General features: G+C 63.2%; 14 protein-coding genes. 10 read left to right on the forward strand and 4 right to left on the reverse strand.

Annotated elements, in window-relative coordinates; genetic code table 11:
- Nucleotides 1-226 precede the first annotated feature (226 nt).
- The 7 genes from DTX69_RS30130 (at nt 227) to DTX69_RS13540 (ending at nt 10171) form a co-directional block, all read left to right on the forward strand.
- Nucleotides 227-382 carry a hypothetical protein gene (locus DTX69_RS30130; protein ID WP_162917138.1) on the forward strand — a complete coding sequence of 52 codons (156 nt, stop codon included), beginning with the start codon at nt 227-229 and terminating at the stop codon, nt 380-382.
- Nucleotides 383-443: 61 nt separating this feature from the next.
- Nucleotides 444-1046, forward strand: a complete 603-nt coding sequence (locus DTX69_RS13515) for a TetR/AcrR family transcriptional regulator (RefSeq protein WP_162917139.1) — start codon at nt 444-446, stop codon at nt 1044-1046.
- 141 nt (nt 1047-1187) lie between these two features.
- Nucleotides 1188-5054 (forward strand): PAS-domain containing protein, encoded by a 3867-nt coding sequence (locus tag DTX69_RS13520; protein WP_119302055.1) that lies wholly within the window; start codon nt 1188-1190, stop codon nt 5052-5054.
- Nucleotides 5055-5200: 146 nt separating this feature from the next.
- On the forward strand, nt 5201-5968 hold the full coding sequence (locus tag DTX69_RS13525) for a PspA/IM30 family protein (protein WP_162917140.1): 768 nt from the start codon (nt 5201-5203) through the stop codon (nt 5966-5968).
- Nucleotides 5969-7639, forward strand: coding sequence for an AAA family ATPase (locus tag DTX69_RS13530; protein WP_119302057.1), 1671 nt, complete (start codon nt 5969-5971; stop codon nt 7637-7639).
- Nucleotides 7614-8480, forward strand: a complete 867-nt coding sequence (locus tag DTX69_RS13535) for an AAA family ATPase (RefSeq protein WP_162917141.1) — start codon at nt 7614-7616, stop codon at nt 8478-8480. The genes DTX69_RS13530 and DTX69_RS13535 overlap by 26 nt, the downstream gene beginning before the upstream one ends.
- Complete coding sequence (locus DTX69_RS13540; RefSeq protein WP_119302059.1) at nt 8477-10171, forward strand: phosphate ABC transporter substrate-binding/OmpA family protein; 1695 nt, start codon at nt 8477-8479, stop codon at nt 10169-10171. The genes DTX69_RS13535 and DTX69_RS13540 overlap by 4 nt, the downstream gene beginning before the upstream one ends.
- 45 nt (nt 10172-10216) lie before the next feature.
- On the opposite strand, the gene DTX69_RS13545 is transcribed toward DTX69_RS13540, so the two are convergent.
- From DTX69_RS13545 to DTX69_RS13560, 4 genes are all read right to left on the reverse strand, one after another.
- Nucleotides 10217-11248, reverse strand: coding sequence for a Gfo/Idh/MocA family protein (locus DTX69_RS13545; protein ID WP_119302060.1), 1032 nt, complete (start codon nt 11246-11248; stop codon nt 10217-10219).
- Nucleotides 11249-11307: 59 nt separating this feature from the next.
- Nucleotides 11308-12588, reverse strand: a complete 1281-nt coding sequence (locus DTX69_RS13550; RefSeq protein WP_119302061.1) for a TRAP transporter large permease — start codon at nt 12586-12588, stop codon at nt 11308-11310.
- Entirely contained in the window at nt 12585-13115 is a 531-nt protein-coding gene (locus tag DTX69_RS13555; protein WP_119302062.1) for a TRAP transporter small permease, read from the reverse strand. Before DTX69_RS13555 ends, DTX69_RS13550 begins: the two co-directional genes overlap by 4 nt.
- 80 nt (nt 13116-13195) lie before the next feature.
- Nucleotides 13196-14191 (reverse strand): TRAP transporter substrate-binding protein, encoded by a 996-nt coding sequence (locus tag DTX69_RS13560; protein WP_284735750.1) that lies wholly within the window; start codon nt 14189-14191, stop codon nt 13196-13198.
- 328 nt (nt 14192-14519) lie between these two features.
- On the opposite strand from DTX69_RS13560, the gene DTX69_RS13565 reads away from it, so the two are divergent.
- Genes DTX69_RS13565 through DTX69_RS13575 form a run of 3 tightly spaced genes read left to right on the forward strand, consistent with a single transcriptional unit; the run spans nt 14520 to nt 16998 of the window.
- Nucleotides 14520-15242 (forward strand): FadR/GntR family transcriptional regulator, encoded by a 723-nt coding sequence (locus DTX69_RS13565; protein ID WP_119302063.1) that lies wholly within the window; start codon nt 14520-14522, stop codon nt 15240-15242.
- A complete protein-coding gene (kdgD, locus tag DTX69_RS13570; protein WP_284735751.1) occupies nt 15239-16168 on the forward strand; it encodes a 5-dehydro-4-deoxyglucarate dehydratase in 930 nt (309 codons plus the stop codon). Before DTX69_RS13565 ends, kdgD begins: the two co-directional genes overlap by 4 nt.
- Nucleotides 16169-16179: 11 nt before the next feature.
- Nucleotides 16180-16998, forward strand: coding sequence for an NAD-dependent epimerase/dehydratase family protein (locus DTX69_RS13575; protein WP_119302065.1), 819 nt, complete (start codon nt 16180-16182; stop codon nt 16996-16998).
- Nucleotides 16999-17193 lie beyond the last annotated feature (195 nt).

The raw sequence follows: 17193 nt of genomic DNA on the forward strand, positions 1-17193 counted from the left end.
CGGTCGTATTGCGGCAGTGCCCGCCCTCGGGGGATGCCGCTTTACCTGGCAGCGTTTGCGCGTCGTTGCGCGCTTCAGTCCGCGGTGGCGATTACGAAATATTTCGCGGCCAATGGCGCGAAGCGTCGAATATGTTGCTCGCTTCGTGGTGCGGAACGAGACCATGCTAGCCGAACCATATTGGATCGTGCGAGTCCAAACTGTATCGGCGTCGCGTGAATCTGTGATGACGATCGGCACGCGCGCCAAACGATTGGCTCGCCAGATCCGTGAATCGATTTTCACGAACCGTTTGTTCCGGATCGTCCGAGAGCGTGCAAAAAAGATTCCGCCTTGGCCCGGTGACCGTGGCTTCGTTATGGTGAGCGACCATAAAATCTGACCTGCGCAAGTCCGTGCCGAAAACAGAGCGTTCCAACACACCCCGCAAACCACGCAACACCTTGAAAGTCGCCCGTAAAGCCGTTCGTGACATCCGGCGCGAGCAGTTGATCGAGGCTGCCATTCGCGCCATCAGCCAGCACGGCATCGGCGAAACCACCATTGCCGACGTGGTGAAAGAGGCAGGCATGGCCAACGGCGCAGTCAACCAATATTTCGCCAGCAAGGACGTGCTGCTGCTGGAAGCCTTGCGGGCGGTGACCGGGGAGTTCCGCGAGATCTGGCATCAGGCGCGGGACAAGGCAGGCGAGGATCCGGCCGCCGTGCTGGAAGCGGTCGCCATGGCGCAGTTTCACACGAAGGTGTGCCGGCACGAGCGCATCTCGGTCTGGGTCGCCTATTGGAGCGAGACGCGTTTCCGCCCCAAATACATGGAAGTCTGTACCGAGAGCGACGCCGAATACGGGGAAGCGCTGATGATGGCCTGCCGAGGCTTGGCCCAGTCAGGGCGCTACAAGGCGCTCGATTCGGAAAAGGCGGGGCAATTCCTGCTGGCCGCCGGCGACGGGCTGTGGGTCAACATCATGCTCGGCCTCATCACCCGCGAGCGCGCCGTCGACCTGATGCGTGCGCACCTGAAAAGTGTTTTTCCGCGCCACTACTAGATCAGACAGCGATTCTAACAAAGGACAATTATCCCTTTTGAAATAAACTGTTAATGCTTCGACTTCAGCCGGTTACAACGCAATCTTAACCACTCCCGTTCAGGATTCCCCACGCCTTTCCGACCTCGCCTGGCGAAAGGGATGAACTGGTCATTCCTACATGAAAGAGTGCGCTTCGATTCCTGGTCCCTGCCATACTGGATGGCTGTGGGGCTGGGCGCGCTCGGCTATTACGCGCTCGCCAGGCTTGGCCTCCAGTTCTACAGCCCCGAACTTGGCGTTTCTCCAGTCTGGCCGGCGTCGGGCCTCGCCGTCGCGCTGATCCGCTTCTTCGGCCCGCGCCTGTGGCCGGCGGTTTTCATCGGCGCGCTTTCAGCGAGCATTTTCGGTGAAAGCCAGATCGTTGCGATCATCAGCGCGACCGGCAGTACGCTGGAGGGTCTGGTCGGCGGCCTGATCGTGCACCGCCTGGTGGGGCGATACGGCGACAACTTCATTGTCGCGCGCGTCCTCGGCATCGTGCTCGCCGCTTTGTGGGCGACATTGGTCGGTACGGCACTCGGCGTCGGCGCCGCGTTCTTCTTTGGCGGACTATCGGTCGATCGACTGGCCAGCGCCTGGTTCACCTGGTGGGTCGGCGATGCGCTCGGCATCCTGATCATCACGCCCGCCTTGGTCGCATTGCGGGCCCGCCACGCAAGCCAGCTCGGGCTGCGGGCGACGCTGCTGCGCCTGGCTGTGCTGGCGCTCGCGATAACGTTCGTTCTGGTGCTCAGTCGTGCTGGCGGCGATGCCTCGGTCGCGATCTTCCTCGCCTTTCCGGCGGTGATCCTGGCTGGCCACTGGTTCGGTCTGCGCGGGGCGGCTTGGAGCCTCCTCGCCATCGCGGTTCCGTTGACTGCCATCACCGTAACCGGCGTCGGCGCCTTCGTCGAAGAGAACCTGAACGACGCCATGCTCAACATGCAGGCGTTCCTCGCGGTCCTGGCACTGGTCTCCCTGTTGTTCGCCGACTTGAAGCCACTGAAGCTCCAGCTTCCGGTGGTGGTGCTGATGGTGGGAGTCGCGGTGGCGGCTGGCGCCTTTGTCGTGGAGCGGCGAGAGCTGAACCACCTGGACGATGTTCGGTTCGAACAATTGATCCAGACCGCGTCGGACCGCGTGCGCGAGCGCATGACCATCTACACCAACGCCTTGCGCGCCGGCGCCAGCATGTATCAGGCGAGCGAGCGCGTGACGCGCAACGAGTGGCGCGAGTTCTCTGCTTCCATGTCGTTGATGGAGCACTACCCGGGGGTGATGGGGCTGGGCCTCGTTGTGCCGGTTCAACCGGATCATCTGCAGGAGTTCCTGATCTGGGAGCGTTTCGACAGTGCGCCGAACCTGGAGCTGAAATCCTATCCCGACGTCGTCAATACGCGCGCGCCGCAAGATGAGCACTTCATCGTTCTTTATCTCGAGCCCGCAGCGCAGAACGCCGGCATGATTGGCGTCGACGTCTCATCAGAACCAGCGCGCCGCGCCGCCGCCATCAACGCGCGCGATAGCGGACTCCCTGCCATCACGACGCAGCTCCAGTTGCTGCAGGATCCGCTCCGCCGCCCGGGTTTTCTCTACTTCTTGCCGGTCTACAAGGGGGTGGGGCCGATCACGACGGTTGAAGAGCGGCGGGCGCGGTTCCGCGGCTGGGTCTTCGCTCCGTTCATGACCGCCGACTTCTTCCGCTCCGCGCTCGGCGGACTGTCGGACCAAATCTATGCCGAGATTTTCGAAGGCGCGTCCGTCGATCCTGATCGTTTCCTGCTGTCGACCATTTCCGGCGGTGCCTACCATGCGGCAGGCGCGGGCTGGCGCAAAGTGACGACGCTGCCACTGGTTGACCAGCCTTTCACGATGCGCTGGCATGTCGGCCCGCACTTCCCCGCGGAGAGCCGCAGAGTGCCTGTTCTCGTCAGCTGCACGATCGTGTTGCTGGCGACGCTGCTCGCCGCGCTGATCGCGAACCTGCAGTCGCTGCGCGAGCGCGCGACCGGTATCGCCGAACACATGACAAAGGCGTTGGCGGCCAGCAACGAGCGGCTGCATGCCGCCATCAGCGTCATGGAGGACGGCTTCGCTCTGTTCGATCCCGAGGACCGCGTCCTTGTCTATAACGATGGCTTCCTCGACGACGGCACGCGAAAAGTCCTGGGCAGCAACGTCACCGGGCGCAAGTTCGAGGAGATCGTGCGCGCCTTCGCCTATCACGGGGGAATCGCGACCAGGGAGCCCGGCTTCGACGCGGAAGCCTGGATCGCGCGCCGCATGGAGCTGCACCGCAACCCACCGGTCTCACCCCTGGAGGTTCAGTGGAACGGCGGCCGCTGGATGCGCATCAGCGAACGGCGCACGTCGGATGGCGGCTATGTCGGCATCTGGAGCGACGTGACCAAGATCAAGCTGGCGGAGCAGAGGCTGACCACGGCCATCAGCGCGATGGATAGCGGCTTTGCTCTGTTCGATGCCGAGGATCGCCTGGTCCTGTGCAACCAGGGCTTCCTGCACCGCGACATGCAGGTGGGACTCGGCGATCCGGTCGGCCGCACGTTCGAAGAGATCATGCAGGTGCTGGCGGATTCGGAGCATGCGCCGAAGGAGTCGGCGGGCGACCGTGAAGGATGGCTGCGCCGTCGCATCGAGCGGCACCGCAATCCGCCCGAGGCGCCGTTCGAGACCGAACTGCAAGGCGGGCAGTGGATGCGCGTCACGGAGCGTCGTACGCCGGACGGCGGCTGCGTCTGCATCTTGACCGATGTCACCGACATCAGGCAGGCGGAGGCGCGGCTGCGCGAAGCTATCGAGAGCATCAACGAAGGCTTCGCCCTGTTCGATTCCGAAATGCGGTATGTCGTCGTCAACAGCCGCCTGCGGCAGCTCTATCCGATCTCCGGTCATCTAGCCGAGCCGGGCGCCAAGCTGGAGGACATGCTGCGCTACGGCGCCGAACACGGCGAATATCCCGGCGTCGAGGGCCCGGAGGCGGTGGACGCCTTCGTCAGGCTCTGGATGTCGTGCTTTGCGAGCGGCCAAGCCTTCGTCGGCGAAAGCGAACTGGCAGGCGATCGCTGCTTGATGGTCAGCCATCACCCAACCGGCAGCGGCGGCTACGTGAGCATCCGCGCCGACATGACCGCGCAGAAGCAGCGCGAGACCGAGCTGCAGGAGGCCAAGGACGACCTCGAAGCCCGGTCAGGCGAACTGATGGTTCTGGCCAAGCAACTGGAAGAGGCGCGGCACGCGGCCGATGTGGCCAATATCACCAAGTCCCAGTTCCTCGCCAACATGGCGCACGAGCTGCGCACGCCGCTCAACGCCATCAATGGCTTCTCGGAGCTGATCCTCAACGAGGCGTTTGGTCCGCTGCAGCCGACGAAGTACCGCGAATATATCGAGTTCATCAACCAGGGCGGCGGGCACCTCCTGTCGCTGATCAATGACCTGCTCGATCTCTCGAAGATCGAGGCCGGCAAGATGGAGTTGCACATCGAAGCGGTGCCGACCGAGCAGGTGGTCTATCAGGCGGCGGAATCGGTGCGCAAGATGGCCGACGATCGCAGCGTGGCGCTCCGCTCCGACGTCGCCAATGATTGCCCGATCCTGCACGCCGATCCCCGCGCCATCCGCCAGATCCTGCTCAACCTACTCTCCAACGCGCTCAAGTTCACCCCGGCGGAGGGATCGGTGACGATCGAGGTCACGCGCAACGGTGGCGACGGCATCCACATCTCGATCGCCGACACCGGCATCGGCATGACCGAGGCGGAGGCCGCCAAGGCCTTCGAGCTCTACGGCCAGATCGAGTCCGACCTCACCAAGAAAACCAAGGGCACGGGCCTCGGCCTGCCGCTGGTAAAGTCGCTGGCGGAGCTGCATGGCGGGTCGCTGTCGCTGGTGAGCGAAAAGGGCAGGGGCACGATTGTCACGGTCTTCCTGCCCTGGCACGCAGACCTGCCGATCGGATTGAACTAGCCGAGCGCGGAGGGCGACTGACCAGGAGGGTGCCATGCCAGATGGGATGTTTTGCCTGGAACGGCACCAGGTTAGATGGCAGTCTTGTGGTAGTTAACTGCCGCTAGGGCCATTTGGGCGGCAACATGTTAAGGGAGGAGGGGGTCATGCTCGGGCGCATCGCCAATTTGCTCAAGGCGTTTCTCAACATGTTCATCGGAAGCGTCGAGCGGCAGAACCCTGAGGCGCTACTGGAGCTCGAAAAGGAGAACCTCCGCAAGCAGATCAGCAGCTTCAATCAGGGCCTCGCCTCGCACGCCGCGCTGGCCGAACGCCTCATGGGTCAGGTCCGAAAGCTTGAAAGCGACCAGAACGACCTCAAGGCCAAGACTTCCGCCTTGCTCAAGTCCGGCAACCGGACCGCGGCCGCGCAATACGCACTGCGCCTGCAAACAGTGGAACGCGAACTCGCGGAGAACAGAACTCAGCTCGAGCAGGCCGAACGGACCTACAATGACATGATCAAGGCGAGGGACGTGGCGATTTCGACGGCGCGGGCAAAGATCGAGAACCTGCGCGGCGCCATCGCCGACATGCGCATGAAGTCCGCGATGGCCGAAATGCATGAGATGGCTGCCGGCATGATTGGCGAGATCGGAGGCAGCGGGGACACGCTCAATCGCCTGCACGAGATGGTGGAGGAGGAACGGCAGAAGGCCGCCGGCCGGGCGCGCGTGGCCAAGGACTCCATCGATATGACGGAGATCAATCTCAAGGAAGCGGAGATGAATGCCCTCGCCGATCAGGCGCTGGCGGACTTCGCCGCTCGCGAAGGCTTGGCGCTCGAATCGGCGCAGCCGAGCCAAGCCGCGCCCCGCATGATGGGAAGTGCCGGTGAGACCAGAGCGGCGGAGGGGACAGCGGAGAAGAGCTAGATGCCGCTACCGTCGGAGGCGCCTGGCTGGGCCGCCGAAATCGCGCTCGCGTATGAGAGCACCGCGCAGGGCCAGTTCATTCTGTCCGGCAACGTTCACGACCGGGTCCCGCTGAACGGTGCCCTGGTCAATCTCGTCAGGTTCATCGAGACCGAGCTGCTCTCGGGATTCCAGGTCATTTTCACCTTTGACCTGGGCAACGGCTTGCGTGTCGTCCGCGGCGCGGAGCTCCTTGGAGAGTGGAGCGGGGCTCGTTCGCTCGAGCAGGGCGTGCGCCAGCCATTGGCGGCGATCGAACTGGTCAGCTCATATCTGCGCTATGTCGCCAACCTGCGGGCGCTGCGCCGGGGCGAGCCGCCGCACGTGGCTTGCCTCCTGCGCGGAGCCGACGAGATCGTGCCGGCGACAGGAGGGTGGAATTACGAGTTCGGCGGAATTGCCAGCCTGCTGCGGGACTGGGCCAGCGAAGCGCCGTTCTGCGATCTGCCCTTCGTAAGCCTGCTCATCGCCGACAATCTGAACGACCTGCACCCCTCCGTCGCGCTCAATCCACGAGCCGCCAAGATCAAGGTGCCGCTGCCGTCAGTCGAGACCTTGACGACCGCCCTGACCTTGTTGAAGCGTGACCACCCGGAGGCTTTTGGAGCCGCAGGTGGCGACGATGCCAGGATCGCCGCGGCTTTGACCGGCGTGGCCGTGGTTGCCGTCGAGGCGATGTGCAAGCAGCGGGCGCACCAGCGTCGCCCGATCCAGCCAGCCGATCTCGTCGGCATCAAGAAGGAGCTGGTCGAACGCGAGAGCAGCGGGCTCATCGAGTTCATCGAATCGAAACGTACGCTTGCCGACTATGAAGGGCAAGAGCCGCTCAAGGCGTGGTTGCGACAGGATGCTGCGCTCTGGCACGCCGGCGACATCAAGGCGTTGCCAAAGGGCTACCTCATCTGCGGGCCGGTCGGCACCGGCAAGACCTACCTCGTCGAATGCCTGGCGGGCGAGGTCGGTGTGCCGGTCGTGAAGCTGAAGAACTTCCGCGACCGTTGGGTAGGGTCCAGCGAAGGCAATCTGGAAAAGATCATTGGTCTTGTCCGCGCGCTCGGCCGCTGCATGGTGTTCATCGACGAAGCGGACCAGGCGCTCGGCCGGCGCAACACGGATTCGAGCGATAGCGGGCTATCGGGCCGTCTCTATGCCATGATCGCGCAGGAGATGGGGGATTCCACTACCCGCGGGCGCGTTATCTGGATTCTGGCCTCTTCCCGCCCGGACCTGATAGAGGTCGATCTCAAGCGCCCCGGCCGGGTCGATGTGAAGATCCCGCTGTTCCCGACAACAAAGCCTGATGAGAGCGCCCGGCTGCTCCGCGCGCTCTGCCGGCGCGTGGGGTTGGACGCCAGCGAAGAGCAGCTGCTGCGACTTGGCGACAAGCTGCCACTGCTCCTGACGCCGGGTGCTGCCGAAGCGATCGCTGCGAAGGCCTATCGGATCGCACGCACGCAGTCGCTCGAGCCGACCGCGGCCATCGAGGCCTGCGTCACGGACTATCAGCCGCCGGTGCCGGAGGACGTGCTACGCTTCCAGATGCAACTCGCCGTCAGGGAAGCGACAGAGCTTGCGTTTGTGCCTGAGCCCTTGCGCAAGCTTGCCGATGGAGCATCTGGTGCGTTGGGGTAGATATCTTTGGCGGGCGTTCAACGCGCGCCCGTGGGGCATGCCCATTCCACCGCTCTGGTTCGGACTGGCGGCCGCTGCGTTGCTTGGCTACTTCATTGATCCCGCCTTCTACATGATCGGCGGCGGCGCGACATTGGTCATGACTGGGCTGATCGCAGGCAATCGGCGCTTCCAACAGGCGGTCGACGCAATGAACCAGCCGGCTCGTCCGAACGACGAAGCAGCAATGCGAAACCGCCTCGACGAGGATGGCAAGGAGCGTCAGGCGAAGCTTGAGCGGCAGTGCGCCGAACTCCAGCGCGTGCTCGAATCAGCGAACGCAGGGGAGGAACACATTCGCGGCGTGTGGCAGCTGGCGGACCTGCACCTGCGCTTGATGGCAGCGCGGTCGGCGGCGGAAGCGGTCGTCGCCAGCAGCGACAGCGGTTCCGGGGCGCCGCTGCCGTCGCAGGTCAAAGAGCTTCGGCAGAGACTGTCGCAGCCGAACATTGACAAGGATTTGCGCAAAGCACTTGAGGATCAGGCCAGCATCGCCGAGCAACGTCTGGCCATCCAAGCTGAGGCGCGGAGACGACTGGACGTGCTGGACGCGGAGCTCGATCGTATCAGGGAGCAGCTTGCCTTGATCCGCGACCAGGCGCTCATGACCTCCGATCCGACGGCCATCAGGCGCTCGGTGGACGCGCTCGCGACCTTCCTCAGCGAGTCTGGACGTTGGCTCAAGGACCAGCAGGAAATCTTCGGAGAGCTCGACATCATCACGCCGGATCCGTTTGGATCCGGGCAAAGTGGATCACCAAGCCGGCAGCGTGCCGGCAAGCGTGCAGGGGAATTGCAATGACCATGGAAAGGCGTAGCGGCCGGTCACCGATCGGCATCATCATCACGGTGCTGTTGGGCTTGGGGGTGGTCGGGCTCGGCGCTTGGCTCTATTTCGAGCAGGGTGGGATGTTGCCGTCTCCATCGCGGTCGCAGTCACAGTCACAAACGGATGTCGCGCCGGTGGCGCAGCAGGAAGGAGAGGCGCCAGCGCCCATCGAGCCTGCACCCGGCAGTCCAACGCTCGAGCTTCCGGCGGCCTATGTGCCCAAGAACGATGTGGTTGAGATCGATATCAGCGAATATGCCGGCTATAGCGGCCTCATTGTGGCCAATGGCGGCCTTGAGCCCAATCCCGACTCATTCTTCGCGAAGCAGTACGGGTTCCAGGTCAAGATCTCCATCTCGGAGGAGGAGACCTGGGGCAAGTTGAACAACGGCCGCTTCGCCGCCGCGGCGACCACGACGGATGTGCTTGCGGTGCTGGGGCGCCAGTTCGACGTCGCCGTGCCGCTTCAGTTCGGATTCTCGCGCGGCGCCGACATGATCGTCGTCGATCAGGGCATTGCCAACATCAACGCTCTCGCGGGCAAGACTCTGGCCGGATCCCAGTTCAATGAAAGCGAGTTCTTCCTCCGGTATTTGGCACAGGAGGCCGGCCTTGCAGTCAAGCTGCTGCGCGATCTCGATGCGCGTCCCGGACCGCGAGAGATCGGGCTGGTGTTCTACGAGGATGCCTTCGTCGCCTGCGATGCATACGCGTTTGAGCTGGCAAGCGCGAAGCCGCGCCTCAACGGCTGCGTCGGCTGGACACCGCGAACGGACGAGGTGATCGAAGGCTCCGGCGGCAAGGCGAAGATGCTGGTCTCCAACCGGAATCTACTGATCGTGGCGGATATCCTGACGGTCAACAAAGCGTTCGCTCAGGCCAATCCGAAGATGGTGCAGGGTATCGCCCACGGTGTTCTGGAAGGCAATCGCCTGCTGCGCGATGGGACGGATCAGCATATCGGTGTGGTCGCCAAAGCCTTCGGTTGGAGCGAGGCGGACACACGCGACGAGCTTTCGCGAGTCCATCTGTCGAACCTGCCCGAGAACCTGGCATTCTTCGACGGCACCATCGATGCGGCGGGATCTTTCTCCGGCATCTATCAGGCTTCTGTGCTGGCCTACGGAAGCCGCATCCGCAATCCGATCGATGGCGAGCGCTTTATCGATCTCGCCCATCTAAAGGCGTTGCAGGCCGAAGGCAGGTTCACCGATCAGGTAGTGGCGATCGCTCCCATCCGCAATACGGCGCGCCAGCAGCTCGAAGGCGACCCGCTGCTGAGTAAGGATATCCGGTTCTTCTTTGAGCCGAATTCGGCGGAGCTCGATCGCCAGGCAAAGCAGAATCTGGAGTATCTGGACACGATCAAGTCATTCCTGCAGGTCAGTCCGGGATCTATGGTCCTGCTGCGCGGTCACGTCGATAATGCGCGCATCGAAGAGTTTCGCAGGCAGGGCGGGGAACAGTTGGTCAAGACCATGGCCCTGCAGGCGATGGAACTGTCGAAAGAGCGTGCCGAAGCGGTCCGCGCGGCCCTGCTGGAGAAGCACAAGGATATCGATCGGACACGGATTGAGATCGTTGGCCGCGGCTGGGAGGAGCCTGCCGGCTCCGACAGCGACCTCAACCGGCGCGTCGAGGTGCAATGGTTCACGCTCGAGTGACCGAGAAAGAACGCGCAACCGACGGCGTATCGTGGAGGGACGCGTCTACGCGCTGGGCACGCTCACGGGCATGCCGGACTGGCCGCTTTCGACAATCGCATTGATCAGCATGTGAACCTTGAGCGCCTCTTCGCCCGTCACGGTGGGAGCCGTGCCGCCATCCAGCGCATCCAGGAAATCGGTGATCAGCGCGCGGTGATAATCGTGGGGAAATGCCATGGGGTCCGCCCCGGTCCCGCCCGCCATGCTGTCCGAGGCTACCTCGACCTTGCGACCGTCGATAAACGCGACGTGCAGCGACGTTCCTGAAATGGCGGCGTGTCCCAGCTCGCCCATGATGTCGATGCGTTCGGGATAACCGGGGAAAGCGGCTGTCGTGGCTTCGATGGTGCCCAAAGCACCATTGCGATACCGCACAGCGGCAGCCACGAGATCCTCGGTTTCCATCCTGTGAATCGGCGTGGTGGTGACGTACGACATGACGTCGGCAGCCTGCCCGACCAGCGACACCAGAAGATCCAGCGTATGGATGCCCTGGGTCAGCAAGACGCCACCGCCGTCCCGTGCCTTCGTGCCGCGGCCGGGTTCGTCATAGTAGGACTGCGGGCGCCAGAGCCGGATGCTGGCCGAGGCACCGAGAATTTGCCCCAACTCACCTGCCTTCAGCAGGCCCGCCATCTTTTGCGCCACCGGGCGGAACCGGTGCTGCAGGACGACTCCGAGCGTCACGCCGCAGGTGCGGCAGACGCGGACGACCTCCAGAGCGCGCTCGGTCGATATCTCGAGCGGCTTTTCCAGAAGGATGTGCTTGCCGGCCTCCGCGGCGCGCCGGACAAGCTCGAGATGCGTGTTGGGCGGCGTCAGGATCAGGACCGCATCGACGCCGCTGTCCGATAGAACCGCCTCAAGGCTGTCGGCGAGCGGAAAGCCAAAGCGGTCGGCGAACGCGCGCCGCCGCTCCGCGCTCGGGCTGAAGGCACGGGCAACCTGCACGCGATCCTTGAGATCGAGCAGGCTCCTGGCATGCGGGGCCACCGCCATGCCGAGGCCGACGATGCCGATGCGGCGCAGTGACATGCTCATTCCTCTTCCGCGTCTTCGCTTTCCTGCGGCGGGGGGCGCCAGCGCAAGTCCCGCTATTGGAACAGGCTGGGCAGCCAAAGCGACAGGGCTGGCACGTAGGTGACGAGCGCAAGCACGATCAGAAGGGGAACGTAGAAAATGATCATGCTTTTCGACAATGCCTCCATCGACACCTTACCAACCGCGCATCCGACCGCCAGCGTCGAACCGACCGGCGGCGTCAACAGCCCGACCCCGAGATTGAGAATCATGATGATGCCGAAATGAACCGGATCAACCCCGAACTTCGTCACGATCGGCAGAAATATCGGGGTGGCGATCAGCAGCATCGGCGCCATATCCATGAAGGTGCCGAAGAAGAGCAGCAGGATGTTGATAAGGAGCAGCAGCGCGACCTTGCTCTCCACCATCCCGAGAAAGAAGTCGGCGGCCAGGCGCGGCACCTGCAGAATTGCCATCATGTAGCCGAAGGCGGACGAGAAGCCGATCAGGATCATGACGATGCCGACCGTGCGAACCACGCGGCCGACCAGCAGATGCAGCTCGCTCCACTTGTAGTCGCGATAGACGAACATCGTGATGATAAAGGCATAGACGCATGCCACCGCTGCGGCTTCGGTGGGCGTGAAGACGCCGCCGATGATTCCACCCAGGATGATGAAAATCGTGAGCAGGCCCCAGAACGAGTCGATCGCGATCTTGATGGCTTCGCGCCAGCCGATCAGCTCGCCCTTCGGATAGTTGTCCCGCCGCGCAATCAGAAGGCACAGCGCCATCAACGCGATCCCGATCAGGAAACCGGGTATGGCGCCGGCCAGAAAGAGCGCGCCGATCGGCACGAAGCCGCCGGCCGCCAGGGAATAGATCACCGCGTTGTGCGAGGGCGGGATCAACAGCGGCTGCAGCGATCCGGCGCAGGTCACGTTGACGGCGAACAAGCGCGGGTAGCCGTTCTTGATCATCTGCGGGATCATCACGGTGCCGATCGAGGCGGTGTCCGCAACGGAAGAGCCCGAGAGCGCGCCGAAGAAGGCCGAGGCAAGGATGTTGACCAGCGCCAGCCCGCCGCGGATGAAGCCGACGAAGATTTTCGCCAGGTTGACCAGACGTTCCGCCATTCCTCCTTCGCCCATGATGGCGCCGGCAAGAATGAAAAAGGGAATCGCCAGCAGCCCGAAATTGTCGGCGCCATCGGAGATCTTCAGCATCACGGCTTCCAGCGGAATGCCGCTCCACCAGGCGGCGGCGATCGCGGCGAGGCCGAGGGAATAGGCGACCGGCACGCCCAGGAAGGCGAAGACAACAAAGCTGCCGAGCAGGATGACGAGAGTCATGCCTGACGCTCGTCGATTGGCGCTGCGCTGCGGAGTTCCGCCATCGGCTCGGTAAAGCGCGGCCCGCGCAACAGCTGCTCGATCACGAAGAGAACGATGATGCCGCCCCCGAGCGGGATCGGCAGATAGGACACGCCGGTCGAGACCACCGGGAACTCGGCGATCACCTGATGCCACGTCGTCTGCACCAGCCTGACACCATAGATCAGGACGAAGAGATTGGCGCTGCCCATCAGGATCTCCGCGATCCAGGCGAGTACGCGCGCCGCCGGACCGTGTACGATGCGCGGCAGAATGTTGACGGTGATGTGCAGTTTCTCGCGATAGCACAGCGCCGCAGCGGTGAAGGCGAACCAGATCATCAGGAGCACCGCCATCGGCTCCGGCCAGGAAGCGGCGGACTGAAGAACGTAACGCGTGAACACGCTCCAGGGGATGATGAGCGTGATCGCCACCAAGCAGATTGCGGCGATCAGCATGCAGATGCGGTGCAGCACATCCATCAGCCGAAAGTACGTCGCCCTCATGCGGCCTCTCCCAAATCTCGAGAAAAAGGGTCGGCGCGTCCTGCCCAGGCCAGGCCGCGTCGACCCTCGATCGGTCGTCCCTACTGGACGGCTTGGATCTGCTTCACGAGTTCGGCGTATTTGGAGCCGTATTTATCCCACACGGGCTTCATCGCTTCCTGGAACCGCTTCTTTTCCGCAGGCGATATCTCGGTGATCGTGACGTTATTCTTCTTCATGTTCTCGAGCGCCTTCTGCTCCTGCTCGGCCCACAGCTTGCGCTCCTCGAGCTGAGCCTCCTTGGCGAACTTCCGGATCAGCGCCTGGTCGTCGGGCGACAGCGTCTCCCAGACCTTCTTCGAGATGACGAGGATCTCGGGAATGATCAGATGCTGGGTCGTCGAGTAGTATGGGGCGTAGTTGTAGTGCTGGCCGGTGGAGTAGCTGGGATAATTGTTCTCCGCCCCGTCGACCACGCCGGTCTGCAAGGCATTGACCAGCTGGTCGTACCCCATCGCCACGCCGTTGGCGCCCATCGCGTTTGCCATATCCACGAACATCGGGTTGCCCATGGTCCGGATCTTGAGGCCCTGCATGTCCTCGAGCGTGGCGACCGGACGCTTGCTGTTGTAGACGCTCCTGGCGCCCGCATCCATCCAGGCCAAGCCGATCAGACCGGCGGTGGGATGATCATCGATTTCCTTGAGTAGCTTCTGCCCGATCTCGCCGTCGATGGCCTTGTGCATGTGGTCGATATCGCGGAAGACGAACGGCAGATTGAAGACGTTGAGGTTGTCCACGATCGGGCCCATCACACCGACGCTCACGCGCGTCAGCGCCAGGGCGCCGAGCTGCGCCATCTCCAGCGTCTCCTTCTCGCCACCGAGCTGCATCGACGGATAGACCTGGATGGAGAGCCGGCCATTCGTGGCCGCTTCGAGCTTCTTGCCCATGCTCTGCACGGCGGCCACCGTAGGGTAACCCTCCGGGTGCACGTCAGACGATTTCAGAACGATCTTGTCCTGCGCCACAGCAGCCTGCGCCCACAGCAAGGACAGAGCCGCTGCCGTCATGAAAATCCGTCTGTTGAAAGCCATGATGTTCCTCCCGCTTGGTTTGTCCGGTCAGAGCCGGCGTTTGTCCCGCGTCTCGTGCGCGGCGTTGAGCGTATTGTCTGGTCATCATACAACTGGTGCCTAGTGTGTTCAATCCTCCAAAAGCGAATCCGTCCGTTTTCCAATAACCGGCGTCACTTCAATCAGCTACAACTCATCTGGCGCCGTGCCAGCGGTCCATGCTGCCCGCGCAGTGGGGTCTATTCTCGATCGCGTCGCGACGAATGCGGGTCAGTTGTCATACAGGTGGAAGGGTGGTAAGAGTTGAGGCAGGGCTTGGTCTCCAAGCTCCATTCTTGGAGGGAATTCAGTGAGCCTGTTGCCCCAACGCGAAACATTGACCTCGCAATTGGTCAAGGCGCTGACGGAGCGCATCCGCGCTGGCGAACTGAAGCCCGGTGATCGCCTGCCGACCGAGCAGGACCTGATCGAGGAATTCAAGGTCAGCCGCACGGTGGTGCGCGAGGCGATCTCCAGTCTAAGAGCCGCCGGCCTGGTGGCGACCCAGCAGGGCGTCGGCGCTTTCGTGCTGCAAGCCGAACCCTCGCCGCCGTTTCGCATCGACAATGCCAATCTCAATCTGCTGAAGGACGTGATCGCGGTTCTGGAATTGCGCATCGGCATCGAAACCGATGCTGCGGCGCTGGCGGCGCAGCGCCGGACCGACACACATCTCGCGGCGATGCGCGATGCGCTCGACCGCATGGCTGCCGCGATCGACGCTTCGGAGGATGCCGTGGCGCCCGACTTCGATTTTCACCGCACCATTGCAGAGGCGACCGGCAATCGGCACTTCACGCATCTCTTCACCTATCTCGGTTCTCTGCTGATCCCGCGCGCGCGGGTGCAGACCTTCCGCTATTTCGCAGCGGATCGGCAGGAATACCTGCGCCGCGTCAATCGCGAGCATGAAGACATTTATCAGGCGATCAAGCGCCAGGACGCCGATGCCGCACGCTCCGCCATGCGGCTGCATTTGAGCAATTCGCGAGAGCGGCTGCGCCTCGCCATGACCGACAGGGATAGCGCATGAGTCAAGGAAGCGTAATGGATCCCAATGAACTGAAAGCGGCCCTGAGCAGCGGCCTCATGTCCTTTCCCGTCACCGACTTCGATGCCGCAGGTGATTTCAACCCGGCCGGCTATCGCGCGCGCCTGGAATGGCTTATGCCGTATGGCGCCACCGCCTTGTTTGCTGCGGGCGGCACGGGCGAATTCTTCTCGCTGGCCACGGACGAGTACTCATCGGTCATCGGAACCGCGGTCGAGACCTGCAAAGGCAAAGTGCCGATCATCGCCGGCACCGGCTGCGGCACGCGCCAGGCGATCGCTTACGCCAAGGAAGCGGAGCGCCTCGGTGCCGCAGGGCTGCTGGTGCTGCCGCACTACCTCGTCGAAGCGGATGTGGAAGGCATCTCCCGCCATGTCGCGGCGATCTGCAAGTCGGTGAAGATCGGCGTCATCGTCTATAATCGCGGCGTGTGCCGCCTGGGTCCCGACGTGCTCGAAAGCCTGGCCGCGCAGTGCCCCAACTTGGTCGGCTTCAAGGACGGTATCGGCGATCTGGAATTGATGGTTGCGGTGCGCCGCCGCATGGGTGATCGCTTCGCCTATCTGGGCGGCCTGCCGACGGCGGAGTTCTTCGCGGCCCCCTACAAGGCGATGGGCGTTCCGGTCTATTCTTCCGCGGTCTTCAACTTCATTCCGAAGACGGCCGTGCAGTTCTATCGCGCCATCGCATCAGACGACGCCGGGACCGCCAACCGGCTGCTGGACGAGTTCTTCATGCCCTATTCCAGGATCCGCAACCGTCGTGCCGGCTATGCGGTTAGCATCGTCAAGGCCGGCGTCGACTTGGTCGGCCATTCCGCCGGGCCGGTGCGCACGCCGCTCCTGGATTGCACGGCGGAGGAGCGGGCGGCCCTCAAGGCGCTGATCGAGAAGCTCGGCTCGCAATAACGGAGGAGCGCATGCAACGCGTTCTGCTCACGGGGGCGAGCGGCGGGGTCGGTTCACGGCTGCGCAAGCTATTGCCGCCGATCTATCCGCAGCTGCGCCTCAGTGATCTCAATGCGCCGAAGGATCTCCGCGCGGAGGAGGAGTTCGTCGCTGCCGACCTCGCCGATATCCGACAGGTGGAGCGCGCGGTCGAGGGGATGGAGGGCATCATCCACATGGGCGGCCATTCGGTCGAAGGCCCGTGGGAAACCATCCTGCAATCCAACATCCACGGCACCTACAATCTGTTCGAGGCGGCGCGGCGCAAGGGCTTGAAACGCGTGGTGTTCGCCTCGAGCAATCATGTGGTCGGCTTCTATCCGCGCACGCAGCGGCTCACCACCGACGTGACGGCGCTGCCTGACACGCGCTACGGCGTCAGCAAGGCGTGCGGCGAGGCGATTGGCGCACTCTATGCCTACAAATACGGGCTCCAGGTGCTGTGCCTCAGGATCGGCAATGTCGATGAGGCGCCACGGGACGTGCGCCGCCTGTCGATCTGGCTCAAGCCTGAGGACCTGGTGCAGCTGATCCGCATCGGGCTTGAGCATCCCGACCTGCGCTACGAGATCTTCTACGGCGCGTCGGACAACACGCGCGGCTGGTGGGACAATTCCGTTGCCTATCGCTACGGGTACAAACCGAGCGGTGATGCAGAAACCATGGTTGGCGTTGCCCTTGAAGGGCAGGCCAAGCTCGCGCCGGATCCAGTCGGCGATTTCTACCAAGGCGGCGGCTTCGCGTCGCAGGAGTTTGAAGGGACGTTGGAGCGGACGCGCGATGGCAAGTGAGTTGACGCGACGCCGCAACTTTCTCCGTCGGACGTGGTCCGACCATCCGCGAGTTTCGTTGGGCGACGACGTGCTGTTTCAGGCAAACTCGTGATGGTGTGGACGGCCCCCGCGCGGCATCGATGTGCCAGAATGAGGTCGTTGCAGATCTCATTGAAGGGAGCCGTCCATGGATAAGCTTATCCGCATTGGCAT

Source organism: Dongia deserti, from assembly GCF_003574735.1.
GTDB lineage: Bacteria > Pseudomonadota > Alphaproteobacteria > Dongiales > Dongiaceae > Dongia_A > Dongia_A deserti.